Origin of the sequence: Dorea hominis (genome assembly GCF_014287705.1) — a bacterium.
GTDB classification, from domain to species: Bacteria; Bacillota; Clostridia; order Lachnospirales; family Lachnospiraceae; genus Dorea_D; species Dorea_D hominis.
In genome coordinates this window covers 112,120-127,382 of the sequence record NZ_JACOOY010000008.1, presented here as the reverse complement: position 1 = coordinate 127,382, position 15,263 = coordinate 112,120, and the positions used below count along the sequence as shown (strand labels likewise).

The following is a 15,263-nucleotide window of genomic DNA, read 5'->3' as shown; positions in this document are numbered from 1 at the left end:
CATAAATAACTGCGAAAGATGAGGGAAAAGTATGATAGAGACAGGTGTTGTAAATGGAAGATTCCAGGTATTGCATTTAAAGCATATGGAATATATCCTGGCGGCAAAGATGCGGTGCCGGAAACTGTATATCGGGCTTACGAATCCGGACGGGAGAATGACCGGCGATTCGGTAAATGATCAGAACCGATCCACAAAAGCGGCAAATCCGCTGACGTATTTTGAACGTTATGAGATGATAAAAGGTGCCATGCAGGAATTTAAAGTCCCTGAGCAGGAATATGATATTCTGCCGTTTCCGATTAATTTTCCGGAATATATTGCAAATTATATGCCGGAAGATGCGACGTATTTTATGGGACTCAGTGATGCGTGGGATGAAGAAAAATATAAGATTCTGCGAAGCTTGAAGCTGGATGTAGAAGTTCTCTGGCGAAGAGAAGAAAAAGACCGCGGAGTCAGTGCTTCATGGGTGCGAAGCTGTATTGCCATGGATGAAGAATGGGCGCATCTTGTCCCGAAGAGCGTGTATAAGTATCTGACGGAAACACATCTCGTGGACAGGATCAAGCATCTGGAGAAAATCCGGATCGAAGAGAAAATGGTGCTGTAAAAATAGCAGAAAAAAGTATTAAAAAATAGAAACAATATTGGTAGATAGTGAAAAAGCATTAATAGTTAAAAAACGCCTGCCATTTGCAATATATTTCACTGGCACCGAACATTCAGACCATTTGTGGATATATCAATATAACAGGATGGCAGGCGCTTTTTGAAACTACTCTTCTACGAATTTTACCGCAGTTCCGTAAGCCATGATTTCAGCAGCGCCCTGTACGACAGTACTGGATGCATAGCGGATATTAATGACGGCGTCGGCACCGCATTTTTCGGCTTCTTCGCTCATGCGCTTTGTGGCGATGGCACGGGCTTCATTCATCATTTCTGTATAAGAAGTAAGTTCACCGCCTACAAGTGTCTTAAAGCTGTTTACAAGGTCTTTTCCAAAATGTACAGACTGGATCATATTTCCTTTTACAAGTCCGATCATTTCAAATTTCTTTCCGGTTATATAATCTGTGTTTACTAATATCATAAATAAAATCCTTTCTGATTAATGTTAAGATGTTAGGGGAAAATCCTGACATCTTGTTAATTAAATTGTCAAAGTAGTTACGGATGACCTATGGCAGTCGTTATTACAGATAAAACGCCAGACTGACCCGAGCCGGATTAGCTCAGATGCAGGACATCCTTAATGGTATAATATCCAGGATCTTTATTAGCAAGATATGCTGCGCAGTCGCAGGCGCCTCTTGCGAAACATTCCCAGTTGTAGCAGTGGTGAGTGATTTCCAGACGTTCTCCCATGCCACCAAAGAATACAGTGTGGCTACTTGGAATATTGCCGGCGCGCAGAGAATGATAACCGATTGTTCCAGGTTCTCGCGGAGAAACTCCTTCTCTGCCGTATACAGCGATATCGGATAATTCTTTGCCAAGTGCATGTGCCATGGTCTCGCCCATTTCTTTGGAAGTACCGCTCGGTGCATCTTTCTTCCACTGATCATGCATCTCAAGAATCTCAATGTCCAGTTCTTCCCCAACTGTCTTTGTGATAAATTCCAGAACTTTATTCATGACATTGACGAGTTTGGAAGTGTTGGCTGCATAGAGCATTGGAATAGAAGAAGCAGCATCTTCAAAACGTTTCATCTCTTCGTCGGAGAAACCGGTAGAACCGCAGACCAGACCTTTTTTATGTCTGATGGCAAGATCCAGAACTTCCATAGCCATCTCTTTAGTAGAAAAATCGATGATCACATCGCATTTGTCAATAACGGATTCGAGATCATCTACAACCGGAACGTGCAGTTCTTTTCCGACCATTGCGACAGTTCCGAGATCTGTTCCGATGTAATCGCGCCCTTTTGGACCGATACCGGCAACCAGTTCCATGTCATCACGGGAGGCTGCAACCTGTGTGATCAATTTGCCCATTTTCCCTCTTGGGGCTGTTACGATAACTTTCATAAATGTAAACTCCTTTCGTATACGTTTTCAACACGTATCGGGAAATCCCTTTTAATAATTTCAGTTTACCACAAAAGACGAGCAGGAGTTGCATTTTTTTCAGAAAGAGGCTATAATTCTTTTTATAATCTTGAGAGGAAATTTACAGAAAATAAGAGGTATAGAGCATGAAGAAAAGAGTAGTCGTTGCGCTGGGACATCGTGCCCTTGGTACGACCTTGCCGGAGCAGCAGGAAGCAGTTAAGAAAACATCAAAAGTAATCGCGGATCTGATCGAGGACGGATATCAGGTTGCCATTACACACAGCAACGCACCGCAGGTAGGTATGATCCATACAGCGATGAACGAATTTGGAAAAGTACACGAGAACTATACAGCGGCGCCAATGTCTGTATGTTCTGCCATGAGCCAGGGCTATATCGGATATGACCTTCAGAATGCGATTCGCGAGGAACTTTTAAACAGAGGCATTTACAGAACAGTCAGCACGATCCTGACACAGGTAGTTGTGGATCCATATGATGAAGCATTCTATACACCGACCAAGATCCTTGGACGTTATATGAATGTGGAAGAAGCAAATGAGGAGCGTAAGAAGGGTAATTATGTAGTAGAGGAACCAGGCAAAGGATTCCGCCGCATCGTGTCTGCACCGAATCCGGTACGCATTGTAGAGATTGATGCGATCAAGGCTCTTCTGGATGCAGATCAGATTGTTATTGCATGCGGTGGTGGTGGTATTCCGGTTCTGGAACAGGATAACCATTTGAAAGGTGCAAGCGCTGTCATTGAGAAGGATCTGACTGCCGGAAAGATGGCAGAGGATACACAGGCAGACGAGCTGATCATTCTGACGAGTGTAGATCAGGTGAAGATTAATCTCGGACGTGACAATGAAGAAGCACTGGGCGAGATTTCCGTAGAAAATGCGAAGAAATATATGGAAGAGGGACATTTCGGAGAGTATAATATGCTTCCGAAGTTAAGTGCTTCTGTTTCTTTCATTGAAAAAGGAGAAGGAAGAAGCGCACTCATTACTTCTTTTGATAAGCTTGGCGAAGCTTTAAAAGGAAAGACAGGAACTAAGATTTCTTAAGAAATTCGTTTAAAATGTCTGCAATCTGGTTATACTACCGGAAAAATGAAGGAGGTAACCGATGAAGGCAAGAGTGATGGATGGCTGCATTTCCTGCGGTGCATGTGTGACAACGTGCCCGGAAGTATTCTCATTTGATGAAGATGGACTTGCGGAAGCATGTGGAGAAGTTGCATCGGAATATGAAGAAGCAGCAAAAGAAGCAAGAGATGACTGTCCGGTATCTGTGATTGATATTGTGGAGTAATAAAATGCGAAGATAAACTGGGGTATGGTGAAGAACTGTATCCCTGTTTTTGTTTATCGGGAAAGAACTTTCCTTATATATAAAAACGCTCCACCAGATGTGCACCTGTACGAATAAGCAGCGTGCTGCATATAATAAATATAAGAATAATACGAGTGGAAGTGTCAGTGTGCGTTTCAGTGAATTTCAGGAAAAAGAAGTGATCAATGCGTGTGACTGTTGCAAACTTGGATATGTAGAAGATCTGGTCATAGATGAGAAAAAAGGAAAAATTGAAGCAATCATTATACCAAAAGGGCGGGGGATCTGTAATTTTTTCTGTGAGGATGGAGAATACATCATTCCATTTGCCTGTATTAAACGGATTGGACCGGATATTATTCTGGTTGAAATGCATGAAGAAAAGTAAAATGTTTCTTTTGATGTTTGACTTCTCTAAGAGCAACCGATATACTAAAAGATAGAATGTATGAAAGGAATTTAGTGTGATGAAATGTCCATATTGTGGTAATTCAGATACAAGAGTTATAGATTCAAGACCGGCGGAAGAAGGCAATTCTATCCGCAGACGCAGATCTTGTGATGCATGCGGGAAACGTTTCACGACTTATGAAAAGATAGAGACGATTCCGCTGATCATTATTAAAAAGGATGATAACAGAGAACAGTATGACCGAGGCAAGATTGAAAGAGGAATTTTAAGAGCTTGTTATAAACGTCCGGTATCGGCGGCAAGGATCCAGAAGACAGTGGAAGCTGTGGAGACACAGGTGTTCAGTCTGGAAGAGAAAGAGATTGCAAGCAGTACGATCGGGGAGATCGTTATGGATGCGCTGAAAGATCTGGACGAAGTTGCATATGTAAGATTCGCATCTGTATATAGGGAGTTTAAGGATGTGAATACATTTATGGATGAATTGAAGAAGATTCTGGACGGACAGGAACAATAAAGTTTTACAATATTCTGTACAGGATATAATATAGTGAGATGAGTACAAATAGACAGGGTGATTAGACTATGAGAACATATAAATTAACGATTTCTTATGATGGAAGCAGGTATCAGGGATGGCAGCGGCAGGCGACGACAGACAATACGATCCAGTTTGTACTGGAATGGAGCATTGGCAAATTAGTCGGATACCGCGTGCGTGTAGACGGTTCGGGGAGAACAGACGCCGGAGTACATGCAAGAGGTCAGGTGGCAAGTGTGAAGCTTTCCAAATTGTATGATCCACAGGAGATGAAGGATTCGTTGAACCGTTATCTCCCGGAGGATATCCGTATCGTGAAGGTGGAACTGGTGCGAAATGGATTTCATGCCAGAAAAAGTGCCAAAGGCAAGAAATATGAATATTATATTGACTGCAGAGAAAAACCGGATGTATTTTCCAGAAGATACTGCTATCATTATCCGGAAAAATTAGATATAGAAGCGATGCGTGAGGCCGTGCCATATCTGCTGGGACCGAAGAACTTTACAAGTTTTACGGATGATAAGGATTGCAAAGATCCGATCCGCAAGATCACCAATATCAAGATTGTAAGTTCCGGTGAGAAGGTGCGTATCACTTTCTATGGAACTGGATTCTTATATCATATGGCACGTATCTTGACAGGTACTTTGCTGGAAATCGGTACCGGCAAGCGTGAGGCATCGATGCTTCCGGTTGTGATTGCGGCAGAAGACAGAAGCCTTGCCGGATTCCTCGCGCCAGCCAGAGGTCTGTTTTTAAGAAAAGTGTATTATTAGAAGGAAAACGAACAGATGAAATGTATATCATGGAATGTAAATGGAATTCGTGCCTGCGTAAAGAAAGGATTTCTTGATTTCTTCAAAGAAGCGGATGCAGATATTTTCTGTATTCAGGAAACGAAGATGCAGGAAGGACAATTAGATCTGGATCTGGATGGATACGAACAGTACTGGAATTATGCCGTGAAGAAAGGTTATTCCGGAACGGCGGTATTTACAAAAGAAAGGCCCCTTGCTGTTACTTATGGCATGGCAATTGAAGAACACGATCAGGAAGGCCGTGTGATCACACTGGAGTATGAGGATTTTTATTTTGTGACAGTGTATACGCCGAATTCACAGAGTGAACTGGCAAGACTGGATTACAGAATGACATGGGAAGATGATTTTCTCGCTTATCTGAAAGGGCTGGAAGAGAAGAAACCAGTGGTTTTCTGTGGGGATCTGAATGTTGCACACAAAGAGATCGACTTGAAGAATCCGAAGACAAACCGTAAGAATGCCGGATTTACAGATGAAGAACGTGGAAAATTTACAGACCTTCTTGCAGCAGGATTTACAGATACATTCCGTTATCTGTATCCGGATGTGGAAGGAATTTATTCTTGGTGGTCTTACCGTTTCAGCGCAAGGGCAAAGAATGCAGGATGGAGAATTGACTATTTTTGTGTATCGGACTGCCTGAAGGATAAGATTGAAGATGCGAAGATCCTGACCGACGTTATGGGATCGGATCATTGCCCAATCGAACTGGACATTGCATTATAGTGAAGAGAGGAAGAGACGGATGGATAGTCGTGTATCTGTAATCAGCATTATTATAAAAGATGAAGAGGCAGCAGTAACGGTGAATGAACTGCTTCACGAATTTAGAAATTATATTGTCGGAAGAATGGGCATTCCGTACCGGCAGAGAGAAGTGTCGATCATCAGTGTGGTGCTGGACGCGCCGGGAGATGTGACAAGCTCTCTTTCCGGAAAACTTGGAATGTTAAAAGGAGTCAGTGCAAAGACACTGACTGCAAAGTTGTAAACACGACGATTTGAAAATTAGAAATATTTAGAATGCAGTGATGGAATAATAAAAAGAGCGGAATCACCGGCTACAGCCGGTTGATTCCGCTTTGTAATTCGTCTGCCCATTTCTGAAGATTGTATGTACGTCCGCCAAATAATTTTAAGATGACACCGGTTGGGTGTTCATGTCCGGCAAATGCATTTGCTTCGTCTGTATCGACGTGCATGGCGAGTGCAAAGTCCGGGTGTACACGGACAACAACATCAGCAAAGATCAGAGAGCGTTCAAAACTCTCCATAATGACGAACACTTCATCTTTGTCTTTGACATTTAACTGGACTGCCTGCACTGGAGTCATGTGGATATGGCGCTTTGCAACAATCACACCGTGATCGAGTTCAATCTCACCGGCAGGACCGAGCAGCGTGCAGCCGGGTGTGCCCTTTGTATCGCCGGATTGACGGATGATGCCCGGAATGCCGAGCTTTCGTGAATCAGTCATGGAAATCTCCACCTGTGTCTCATTACGGAAAGGTCCAAGCAGAGCAACATTTTCAAATGTTCCTTTCGGACCTTTGATCGTAACGCGTTCTTCACAGGCATACTGACCAGGTTGGCTCAGATCTACCCGGTGGGTGAGCGTTTTCCCTTTCCCAAATAAGTGTTCAAAATCTTCCTGGCACATATGGATGTGTCTTGCGCTTGTTTCGATTGGTATTGCAAGTCCCATAGTATCTGAGCCTCCTTCTATTATCTGCATTAATTTTTATTCATAGCCATTTTCTGAAAACCTTATTGGAAACATTGTAACAGAGTGCGTTCGGTTTTTCAATCAAAAGTATCAACAACGACATTTTTCGTTGACAAAGAGGGCTTTTTTTTCTATAATTTTTAACAAGGTAAAGCAATGGCGTTTTCATCTAAGGCATGAGAACGCCCATTTTTACATACAGCAGTAAATGCAGGAGGTGCATATAATGAATAATTATACGCGTGAAGATATTTTACAGATGGTAGAAGAAGAGGATGTGGGATTCATCCGGCTGCAGTTTACCGATATTTTCGGAACATTGAAAAATGTAGCGATCACTACCAGCCAGTTGGAGAAAGCGCTGAATAACCAGTGCATGTTTGACGGCTCTTCCATTGAAGGCTTTGCAAGGGTGGAAGATTCGGATATGTATCTTTATCCGGATCTGAATACATTTGAGATTTTTCCGTGGAGGCCGCAGCAGGGTAAAGTTGCAAGACTGATCTGCGAGGTGCATAAAGCAGACGGAACACCATTTGAGAGCGATCCGAGATATGTACTGAAGAAAGTGATCGAAGAGGCAAAAGAGATGGGATATCAGTTTAACGTCGGGCCGGAATGTGAATTTTTCTTATTCCATATGGATGATGACAGTGTACCGACAACGATTTCCCATGAGCGAGCCACGTATTTTGACCTTGGACCATTAGATTTCGGCGAAAATGCGAGACGTGACATGGTATTGACAATGGAGGATATGGGATTTGTCATCGAGGCATCTCACCACGAGATGTCGCCGGCACAGCATGAGATTGATTTCCAATATGACGAGGCGTTGTCTGCGGCAGACAATATCATGACATTCAAACTGGTTGTCAAGACGATTGCCAAGAGACACGGTCTGCACGCATCTTTTATGCCAAAACCGAAGTACGGAGAGAATGGTTCCGGCATGCATACGAACATGTCATTAAGCCGGGATGGTGTGAATATATTTTCAGACAGTTCAGATGAGAAAGGGCTGAGTAAAGAAGCTTATTATTTCATCGGTGGAATTATGAAACATATCAAAGCGCTGACCTTTATTACGAATCCCATCGTGAATTCATATAAGCGTCTTGTGCCGGGATTTGAAGCACCGGTATATATTGCATGGTCAGCCAAGAACAGAACGCCATTGATCCGGATCCCGACGGCGCCGGAGGGTGAGGAGAGAATCGAGCTTCGCAGTCCTGATCCGTCAGCCAATCCATATCTGGCATTTGCAGTATGCCTTGCCGCTGGACTGGACGGAATCCGCAACAAGATCATGCCGCCAAAAAGCATTGACTGCAATATTTTTGAGATGACGGAAGAAGAGCGGGCGGCAGCTGGTGCAGAACTTCTGCCGAGAACGCTTCTGGAAGCAGCACAGGCATTTGAAGAGGACACTTACATTAAAAATGTGCTTGGCGATGATCTGACGGAAAAATATATCAAAGTGAAGACGGAAGAGTACATGAATTATCGTAATCAGGTGACAGACTGGGAAATCGCAAAGTACCTGCATGTCATTTAGGCACCCTTAGTAAGAATAAAAATGAGACGACTAAAGGAGGTGTCAGCGTGATAGGTATTATTGTAGTATTTCCAAAGAAGGAAAATGCAATTAATATCCGGAATCTGCTGGTGCGAAATGGAGTAAATGTTACCGGAGTGGCGACAACGGGGGCACAGGCAATGCATTATGCGGATACTGTGGATGAAGGAATTGTCGTGTGTGGTTACAAATTAAAAGATATGATGTATACGGATCTCAGAGAATATCTTCCGGAAAGTTTTGATATGCTGCTTGTCGCGTCGCAGGACAAATGGAGTGATGGACTGGTGCGGGGCGTGATGGGATTGTCGATGCCGATTAAAGTGTATGATCTGATGAATACGATCGAGATGATGCTGACCAATATTGACAGGCGTAGACGGAAACGCAAGAAGCAGTTAAAAAATCGTGATCCGAAGCAGCAAGAGACAGTCAGAAAGGCAAAAGAACTGCTGATGGCACGTAACAATATGACGGAAGAAGAGGCACATAGATATTTGCAGAAAAGCAGTATGGACAGTGGAACAAACATGGTAGAGACAGCAGAGATGGTATTGAGCATTATGTCAGAGTAGAGGAGATATAGAAGATGGAATTTACAAAAATGCAGGGCTTGGGCAATGATTATGTCTATGTAAACTGCTTGAGAGAAACAATTAAGAATCCGGCGGAAGTATCGAAGTTTGTCAGTGACAGACATTTTGGAATCGGTTCGGACGGGTTGATTATGATCTGTCCATCCAAGGTGGCAGATTTTGAAATGCAGATGTATAATGCAGATGGTTCCAGAGGTGAAATGTGCGGAAATGGCATCCGCTGTGTTGCTAAATATGTATATGATTACGGTCTTACCGATAAGACGAGCATTTCCGTGGAGACACTTGGCGGGATCAAATATCTGGATCTGACTGTGGAAGATGGCAAAGTAAGCCTTGTGAAAGTTGATATGGGAAGTCCGCGCCTTGCGCCATCCCAGATTCCGATCGTGCCGGAGAATCCGGAAGATACAAGAATCATTGATGCCCCGCTTGAAGTAGAGGGGAAGACATATTATATGACAGGAGTTTCCATGGGCAATCCGCATACAGTGGTTTATGTAGACGATGTAAAAGGATTGGATCTTTTGAAAATAGGTCCGTCTTTTGAAAATCATAAACGGTTCCCGGAGCGTATCAATACAGAATTTGCACATGTACTGGACCGTAAAACGGTAGAGATGCGTGTGTGGGAGCGTGGTTCCGGTGAAACACTTGCCTGTGGAACAGGTGCTTGTGCTGTTGCAGTAGCCAGCATTTTAAACGGGTTGACAGAGGACCGGGTAACCGTAAAACTACTGGGAGGCGATCTGCTCATTGAGTGGGATAAAGAAGCAGATAAAGTCTATATGACCGGACCTGCAAAGGTTGTATTTGACGGAGAGATCGATCTTACAGATATTGATGTATAATGCGTCATACATTGAATTCCAGAAACAACAAAACAATCAGTAAAGTCATAAACAGGAGGAAGAAAGATGTTTAAAGTAAATGAAGATTATTTAAAACTGCCGGGAAGCTATTTATTTTCCACAATTGGAAAGAAAGTACGTGCTTATCAGGAAGAGAATCCGGACAAGAGCATTATCCGTCTTGGAATCGGTGATGTTACACAGCCACTGGCACCGGCAATCATTGACAGCCTGCACAGTGCAGTAGACGAGATGGCACATGCGGAGACATTCCACGGGTATGCACCGGATCTGGGATATGAATTTTTGAGAAGTGCAATGGCAAAGAACGATTATCAGGATAAAGGATGTGATATCAAAGCAGACGAGATCTTTATTTCTGACGGAGCAAAATGTGACTCCGGTAACATTCAGGAAATCTTTGCCAAAGACAATAAGATCGCCGTATGTGATCCGGTATATCCGGTTTATGTAGATACAAATGTTATGGCAGGACGTACAGGAACTTACGATGCGAAGACAGAGACATGGAGTGATGTCATTTACATGCCATGTACAAAAGAGACGAATTTTGCACCGGAACTGCCGAAAGAAACACCGGATATTATTTATCTGTGTTTCCCGAATAATCCGACAGGATCTACCATTACAAAAGCACAGTTACAGGAATGGGTAGATTATGCCAATAAAGTCGGAGCAGTCATTATCTATGATGCTGCTTATGAAGCATATATTTCTGAGGATGATGTACCGCACAGCATTTATGAGTGCGAAGGTGCAAGAACCTGCGCGATCGAGCTTAGAAGTTTCTCAAAGAATGCAGGATTTACAGGTGTCAGACTTGGCGCAACGGTGATTCCAAAAGATCTGAAATCCGGAGATGTAATGTTGCATTCTCTCTGGGCAAGAAGACATGGAACGAAGTACAACGGAGCACCGTATATCGTACAGAGGGCCGGAGAAGCTGTATATTCTGAGGCTGGTAAAGCACAGTTAAAAGAGCAGATTGCCTACTATATGAAGAATGCAAAAACGATTAAAGAAGGCCTAAGAGATGCCGGATATAACGTATCCGGTGGTGTAAATGCACCGTATATCTGGCTGGAAGTTCCACAGGGAATGACATCCTGGGATTTCTTTGATCATCTGTTAAAGGATGCCGGTGTTGTAGGAACTCCGGGATCAGGATTCGGACCAAGCGGAGAAGGATATTTCCGTCTGACAGCATTTGGCTCTTATGAAAATACAGTGGCAGCCATTGAAAGAATTAAGAAGATGGGTTAATTTATTATGTTATATACAATACCGGATTATTACCGGCAGTTTCACTGCGTTGCCGGAGCCTGTGAAGATACATGCTGCGCAGGATGGCAGATCGTAGCGGATAAGTCGGCGCTCAGGCAATATAAAAAAGTAACAGGAGAATACCGAAAGGAGATTCGTGCCGGTGTGGACTGGAAAGAAGGCGCTTTCCGGCAGGATGAGGAGAAAAGGTGTTATTTCCTGAATGAGGATAATCTCTGCAATATGTACACAGCACTTGGTGAAAAGGCATTGTGTAAGACGTGTAAGCGTTATCCAAGGCATATTGAAGAATTTGAGGGTGTCAGGGAAATGACGCTCTCTGTGTCATGCCCAGAAGTGGCAAAAATCCTGCTACAAAGAAAAGAACCGGTGCAGCTTCTGATTCATGAAGATGAGAAAGAAGAGTGCTGGGATGATGCATTTGATCCATTTTTATATTCGCTTCTGGCAGATGCAAGAACAATGATGATACAGATCCTGCAGAACCGCGAACTGTCATTAAATCTGCGCACCGGACTTGTGCTTGCAATCGCCCATGACCTGCAGATCCGGATTCAGAAGCAGGAAATATTTGACGGAGAGATGGTACTGGAAAAATACCGGACAGAAAAAGCAATGGATTATATAAAAGGACAGATCGCTAAGCTTTATACAGAAGAAGAGAAGCATAGGTTCTATGAATTTATGACAGAAACTTTCCGGGATCAGTATCGGTTAGAGAGACTTCGGGATAACTGGGAACCACATCTTCTGGAAGCAGAACAGTGGCTGTATGGAAAAGGTGAGGCTCACTACTATGAGCTTAGGAATGCGTTTGAAGGATGGATGGCAGAGAAGATGCCGGAATTTGAGATACAGAAAGAACAGCTTCTTGTGTATTTCTTAAGTACTTATCTGTGTGGTGCGGTTTATGATGGACATGCATATTCCAAGGCGCAGATGGCGGTTGTAAGTGTACTGCTTATGCAGGAAATTCTGATGGCGCAGTGGATAAAGAATGAAAAAGAGTTGTATTTTGAAGATCTTGTTGATACGGTATACCGCTTTTCAAGAGAACTGGAACATTCCGATCCGAATCTCAACCTGATGGAGCGTTTGATGAGTGAAAGACCGGTGCCGTGGTTTGCAAAGAAAGCTGCAGAAGAATAGAGTATAAATAAAGTTAGGAAGATAAGTAAATTGATAAATTGTTTATTTGTAGGTTTAGGTGGATTTATCGGAGCAGTCTGCCGTTATCTGATCGGTCTGCTTCCGGTTCAAAGTGAGAGCGGATTTCCATATAAGACGTTTTTGATTAATGTGGCAGGAGCTTTCCTGATCGGCTGCATTGCAACTTATGCAGGAAAGCATCCGTCAGTGAATCCTCAGCTTGTGTTATTTCTGAAAGTTGGAATCTGCGGAGGATTTACGACATTTTCTACGTTTGCTTTTGAAACAACGGATCTGTTTCAGAGCGGACACACAGTGACAGCACTTGTATATGCCGTGCTGAGTGTAGTATCAGGTGTTCTGGCTGTGTTTGCCTCCCAGTTTCTGCTTCACTAGGAAGAAGAGACCGAGAAAAGATACAAGCAGTTCGGAGATCGGAAATGACATCCAGACACCGGTCATACCGAGAATATTTGCAAGTAATATAGATAACGGAACGATGATGAGCAGTCCGCGAGCCAGGGAAATGACCTGCGCCGGGACTGCTTTTTCAATGGATGTAAAGTAAAAGGAAAGCACGATATTGAATCCGGCAAACAGGATGCCGGCAAAATAAATGCGAAGTCCTTTTACGGCGATCTGCTGCAGAAGCGGGTTCTGTTCACTGTTAAATGCAGTGGTGATACCATCTGCGCCAAATAAAATTCCTGCATAAATAGTAACAGAAAGTGCCGCCATCAGAAAAAGTCCGTAGCGTCTGTATTGTAATGCATGCTGCCGTTCGCCGCGTCCATAGGCATGACTGATAAGTGGCTGGATTCCCTGTCCGATACCAGTGAAAATGGCGATGACGACGAGAATGAGATTCGCAATCACACCATAGGCTGCAACAGCCGTATTTCCTTCAAGGCGCAGCATTAACATATTAAATACGATCATAACAACACCGGATGAAACTTCGGTTACGAGGGAAGAAAAACCAAGTGCAAGTGTCGAACCTGTAAGTGAAGCGGACAGTCCGGTACGGACAAGATGAAATTGGTTTTTCCTGCGGATACGGTAAATGGACTGGATGAGCATACCGAAGAGTGGAGAACATCCGGTTGCAAGTACCGCTCCGAAGATTCCCATATGAAGCGGAAAAATAAAAATATAATCAAACAGGATGTTGGCAAGGCTGCCACCGACCATTGCATACATGGCGAGATGTGGAGCACCGTCATTGCGGACGAATGCCAGAAACACTTCATTAAATATAAATGCCGGAGCAAAGAGAAGAATGATACGCAGGTAGGTATACGTCATATCAAAGACTTCTGCATTGGCTCCAAGGATTCTTGCCAGGGGAGCAGCAAAAACAAGTCCCACACAGAAGAAAAATGTGGAAAATAATGTGGCAAGAAGAATCGTATGTGTAAAAAATTTATTTGCATGGGCCGTCTTTCCCTGACTTTTGCTTACCGTATAGCGTGTTGCTCCGCCAAGACCGAGCATGAGTGCGCAGCCGTGAAGAAAATTATAGGCAGGAACTGCAAGGTTCAAAGCAGTCAGACCATCAGCGCCGACACCATTTGCGATAAAGAAAGTGTCAGCCAGTATATAGAGTGAAATTCCGAACATGCCAAGCACATTCAGACTGGCATAGCGGATAAACTGTCCGAAGATAGTAGGTGAAGTTTTAGTTACCTGCATAGTAATGTCCTTTCTGGTTAAATTACGGAAGTATGTATATCGTTCACTTTTGTGAATGTTTATAATGTTTATATTATATGTGTATATGTGCCTGCGGATTGCTTGTATTTTATACGTTTACAATCCACAAGAGTATAACAGAACAAAAATCTGTTGTCCAGAAGATTACACGGAGAAGAACTTGTAAATGAAACAACAGTAAATTATAATGATATCAGAGTTAAAAGATCTGAACCCATGTGAGCTTATATATAAGCGGGACAGGATCTCCCGGAAAGTGAGGAGTCAGCTTATGAAAATGAGAAAATGGATAATATCTGTACTGGCAGTGCTTCTCGTAATTGCGCTGGCAGGATGCGCGACAAAAGAAGAAAAAGCGAAACCAAAAAAAGCGCCAGAACCACTGGTGATCAATACAAAAGATAAGAAAAAAGATTACAGTGACAAAGAAGCAAAAGCCGCAGAAGCTGCAAAGAAAGCAAAAGCGGAACAGGCGAAGAAGGAACGTGCAAAGAAAAAGCAGGAAAAAAAGCGCCAGAGGAATGGTAAACTTGTAGTGATCGATGCAGGGCATCAGGCGCGTGGCAACAATGAACAGGAGCCGGTGGGACCGGGAGCATCTCAGACAAAAGCTAAAGTTGCATCGGGAACAAGTGGTGTTTCCACAGGAAAACCAGAGTATCAGTTAACTTTAGAAGTTTCAAAGAAACTAAAAAATATACTGGAAGTGCGTGGGTATAATGTGAAGATGGTGCGCACAACGAATGATGTAAATATTTCCAATGCGGAGCGTGCAGAGGTGGCGAACAATGCGAATGCAGATGCATTTATCCGTGTCCATGCAAACGGAGCAGAGAACAGCAGTGCGAATGGAATGATGACGATCTGTCAGACGGCATCTAATCAATATAATGGCAGCCTGTATAAGCAGAGCAAGGCATTATCGGAGGCAGTTCTGGACGGTGCAGTGAAAGCAACCGGAGCAAAGAGAGAACGAGTATGGGAGACAGATTCCATGAGCGGTGTGAACTGGGCAAAAGTGCCTGTGACGATTGTTGAGATTGGATATATGACGAATCCGGCGGAAGATCAGAAGATGTCTCAGGCAGACTATCAGAAGAAGATTGCATCCGGGATTGCAGATGGGGTGGATCATTATTTCGGAAAATAACTGCAGAGATAAATTTG

General features: G+C 43.4%; 19 protein-coding genes. 15 read left to right on the top strand and 4 right to left on the bottom strand.

The window, feature by feature from the left end:
- Positions 1-31: 31 nt before the first annotated feature.
- Positions 32-613 carry a nucleotidyl transferase family protein gene (locus tag H8S07_RS08080; RefSeq protein WP_021860880.1) on the top strand — a complete coding sequence of 194 codons (582 nt, stop codon included), beginning with the start codon at positions 32-34 and terminating at the stop codon, positions 611-613.
- Between the two features lie 165 nt (positions 614-778).
- Here H8S07_RS08080 and H8S07_RS08075 read toward each other — a convergent pair whose 3' ends face one another.
- Both H8S07_RS08075 and dapB read right to left on the bottom strand, forming a co-directional pair.
- The gene (locus H8S07_RS08075) at positions 779-1,096 is read right to left on the bottom strand and encodes a YbjQ family protein (RefSeq protein WP_021860879.1); all 318 of its coding nucleotides are present in this window, start codon (positions 1,094-1,096) and stop codon (positions 779-781) included.
- A 137-nt stretch (positions 1,097-1,233) separates the two neighbouring features.
- The gene (dapB, locus tag H8S07_RS08070) at positions 1,234-2,034 is read right to left on the bottom strand and encodes a 4-hydroxy-tetrahydrodipicolinate reductase (RefSeq protein ID WP_186855818.1); all 801 of its coding nucleotides are present in this window, start codon (positions 2,032-2,034) and stop codon (positions 1,234-1,236) included.
- Between the two features lie 167 nt (positions 2,035-2,201).
- On the opposite strand from dapB, the gene arcC reads away from it, so the two are divergent.
- The 7 genes from arcC to H8S07_RS08035 all read left to right on the top strand — a co-directional run bounded on the left by arcC (position 2,202) and on the right by H8S07_RS08035 (position 6,167).
- Positions 2,202-3,131, top strand: a complete 930-nt coding sequence (gene arcC, locus H8S07_RS08065) for a carbamate kinase (RefSeq protein ID WP_021860877.1) — start codon at positions 2,202-2,204, stop codon at positions 3,129-3,131.
- Between the two features lie 61 nt (positions 3,132-3,192).
- The gene (locus H8S07_RS08060; RefSeq protein WP_021860876.1) at positions 3,193-3,378 is read left to right on the top strand and encodes a ferredoxin; all 186 of its coding nucleotides are present in this window, start codon (positions 3,193-3,195) and stop codon (positions 3,376-3,378) included.
- Between the two features lie 169 nt (positions 3,379-3,547).
- Complete coding sequence (locus H8S07_RS08055; protein ID WP_186855817.1) at positions 3,548-3,787, top strand: PRC-barrel domain-containing protein; 240 nt, start codon at positions 3,548-3,550, stop codon at positions 3,785-3,787.
- A 79-nt stretch (positions 3,788-3,866) separates the two neighbouring features.
- Positions 3,867-4,328 (top strand): transcriptional regulator NrdR, encoded by a 462-nt coding sequence (gene nrdR, locus H8S07_RS08050; RefSeq protein ID WP_021860874.1) that lies wholly within the window; start codon positions 3,867-3,869, stop codon positions 4,326-4,328.
- Between the two features lie 68 nt (positions 4,329-4,396).
- Entirely contained in the window at positions 4,397-5,131 is a 735-nt protein-coding gene (truA, locus tag H8S07_RS08045; protein WP_021860873.1) for a tRNA pseudouridine(38-40) synthase TruA, read from the top strand.
- Positions 5,132-5,146: 15 nt separating this feature from the next.
- Positions 5,147-5,902 carry an exodeoxyribonuclease III gene (locus H8S07_RS08040; RefSeq protein ID WP_186855816.1) on the top strand — a complete coding sequence of 252 codons (756 nt, stop codon included), beginning with the start codon at positions 5,147-5,149 and terminating at the stop codon, positions 5,900-5,902.
- Positions 5,903-5,921: 19 nt separating this feature from the next.
- Entirely contained in the window at positions 5,922-6,167 is a 246-nt protein-coding gene (locus tag H8S07_RS08035) for a TM1266 family iron-only hydrogenase system putative regulator (protein WP_021860871.1), read from the top strand.
- A 70-nt stretch (positions 6,168-6,237) separates the two neighbouring features.
- On the opposite strand, the gene H8S07_RS08030 is transcribed toward H8S07_RS08035, so the two are convergent.
- Positions 6,238-6,882: a PduL/EutD family phosphate acyltransferase gene (locus H8S07_RS08030; protein WP_186855815.1), complete on the bottom strand. Its 645-nt coding sequence runs from the start codon at positions 6,880-6,882 to the stop codon at positions 6,238-6,240.
- Positions 6,883-7,129: 247 nt separating this feature from the next.
- Here H8S07_RS08030 and glnA point away from each other — a divergent pair, with 247 nt between their 5' ends.
- From glnA to crcB, 6 genes are all read left to right on the top strand, one after another.
- Complete coding sequence (gene glnA, locus H8S07_RS08025) at positions 7,130-8,461, top strand: type I glutamate--ammonia ligase (RefSeq protein WP_186855814.1); 1,332 nt, start codon at positions 7,130-7,132, stop codon at positions 8,459-8,461.
- A 47-nt stretch (positions 8,462-8,508) separates the two neighbouring features.
- Complete coding sequence (locus H8S07_RS08020; protein WP_186855813.1) at positions 8,509-9,057, top strand: ANTAR domain-containing response regulator; 549 nt, start codon at positions 8,509-8,511, stop codon at positions 9,055-9,057.
- A 14-nt stretch (positions 9,058-9,071) separates the two neighbouring features.
- Positions 9,072-9,929 (top strand): diaminopimelate epimerase, encoded by an 858-nt coding sequence (dapF, locus tag H8S07_RS08015; RefSeq protein ID WP_186855812.1) that lies wholly within the window; start codon positions 9,072-9,074, stop codon positions 9,927-9,929.
- Positions 9,930-9,995: 66 nt separating this feature from the next.
- Complete coding sequence (locus H8S07_RS08010; RefSeq protein WP_021860866.1) at positions 9,996-11,213, top strand: LL-diaminopimelate aminotransferase; 1,218 nt, start codon at positions 9,996-9,998, stop codon at positions 11,211-11,213.
- A gap of 6 nt (positions 11,214-11,219) precedes the next feature.
- Positions 11,220-12,383: a flagellin lysine-N-methylase gene (gene fliB / locus H8S07_RS08005; protein WP_186855811.1), complete on the top strand. Its 1,164-nt coding sequence runs from the start codon at positions 11,220-11,222 to the stop codon at positions 12,381-12,383.
- A gap of 30 nt (positions 12,384-12,413) precedes the next feature.
- On the top strand, positions 12,414-12,779 hold the full coding sequence (crcB, locus tag H8S07_RS08000; protein ID WP_021860864.1) for a fluoride efflux transporter CrcB: 366 nt from the start codon (positions 12,414-12,416) through the stop codon (positions 12,777-12,779).
- Here crcB and H8S07_RS07995 read toward each other — a convergent pair.
- Positions 12,735-14,075, bottom strand: coding sequence for an MATE family efflux transporter (locus tag H8S07_RS07995; protein WP_186855810.1), 1,341 nt, complete (start codon positions 14,073-14,075; stop codon positions 12,735-12,737). The genes crcB and H8S07_RS07995 overlap by 45 nt on opposite strands.
- Positions 14,076-14,367: 292 nt before the next feature.
- Between H8S07_RS07995 and H8S07_RS07990 the strand changes: the two genes are divergently transcribed.
- Positions 14,368-15,246 (top strand): N-acetylmuramoyl-L-alanine amidase family protein, encoded by an 879-nt coding sequence (locus H8S07_RS07990; protein WP_330416730.1) that lies wholly within the window; start codon positions 14,368-14,370, stop codon positions 15,244-15,246.
- Positions 15,247-15,263 lie beyond the last annotated feature (17 nt).